At 67.1% G+C, this 1275-nt stretch carries 2 protein-coding genes; both read left to right on the forward strand.

The annotated features are described in order from the left end of the window. Positions 1-930 (forward strand): DEAD/DEAH box helicase (locus LQV45_RS33430; RefSeq protein WP_230012053.1); only part of this gene is annotated, 930 nt, incomplete at its 5' end. 78 nt (positions 931-1008) lie between these two features. Next, positions 1009-1275: response regulator (locus LQV45_RS33435; protein WP_230012056.1), on the forward strand; the 267-nt coding region annotated here is incomplete at its 3' end.

Genomic DNA, 1275 nt, shown 5'->3' on the forward strand with positions numbered 1-1275 from the left:
GAGCTCCTCAAACGCACGTCGCTGACTGAGGAGGAGATCGGCGAGTACTCCGGCTCCGTTAAGGAAGTCCGGCCGGTCACGATCGCCACCTACCAGGTCCTGACCACGAAGCGCGGCGGGCTGTACCCGCACCTGGAGCTCGTGGACGGCAACGACTGGGGCCTGATCATCTACGACGAGGTCCACCTGCTGCCCGCGCCGATCTTCCGGATGACGGCGGACCTGCAGGCCCGCCGGCGGCTCGGGCTGACCGCCACGTTGGTGCGGGAGGACGGCCGGGAGGGCGAGGTCTTCAGCCTGATCGGGCCGAAACGCTACGACGCGCCGTGGAAGGACATCGAGGCCCAGGGCTACATCGCCCCGGCCGATTGCGTGGAAGTCCGGGTGGACCTGCCCCGCGACGAACGGGTGGCCTATGCCATGGCCGAGGACGCCGACAAATACCGGCTGTGTGCCACCTCCGAGACGAAGACCCGGGTGGTCGAAGAACTCGTCGCCGAACACGCCGGGGAACAGCTCCTGGTGATCGGGCAGTACATCGACCAGCTCGACGAGATCGGCGAGCGCCTGGGCGCGCCGGTGATCAAGGGCGACACGTCGGTGAAGGAGCGCCAGCGGCTGTTCGACGCGTTCCGCGCCGGCGAGGTGAAGACCCTGGTGGTGTCCAAAGTCGCCAATTTCTCCATCGACCTGCCCGAGGCGTCGGTCGCGATCCAGGTCTCCGGTTCATTCGGGTCCCGCCAGGAGGAGGCCCAGCGCCTGGGCCGGCTGCTGCGCCCGAAGAAGGACGGCCGCTCCGCCCGGTTCTATTCGCTCGTGGCCAGGGACACCCTGGACCAGGATTTCGCCGCGAAGCGGCAGCGGTTCCTCGCCGAGCAGGGGTACGCCTACCGGATCATGGACGCCAAGGACGTCGGCACCGCGGGCTAGGCGGGTGCCGGGGATGCGGCCATGCAACACACAACCTCCATTCAGAAAACTCCCAGAGTCTGGGAGCATCATGGGAACATGAAGAAGAACGGTCCCGAAGCCAAGCTCCTCGTCGTCGATGACGAACCGAACATCCGCGAGCTGCTCTCCACGTCCCTGCGCTTCGCTGGTTTTGAAGTCGTCTCGGCCGGCAGCGGACGCGAGGCGCTGGCTGCTGCTGAGTTGCACTCCCCCGATCTGGCGGTGCTGGACGTCATGCTGCCGGACATGGACGGCTTCACCGTTACCCGCCGCCTGCGCGCCGCCGGCAAGCACTTCCCGGTCCTGTTCCTCACGGCCAAGGAC

The organism is Microbacterium sp. Bi128 (assembly GCF_918698205.1).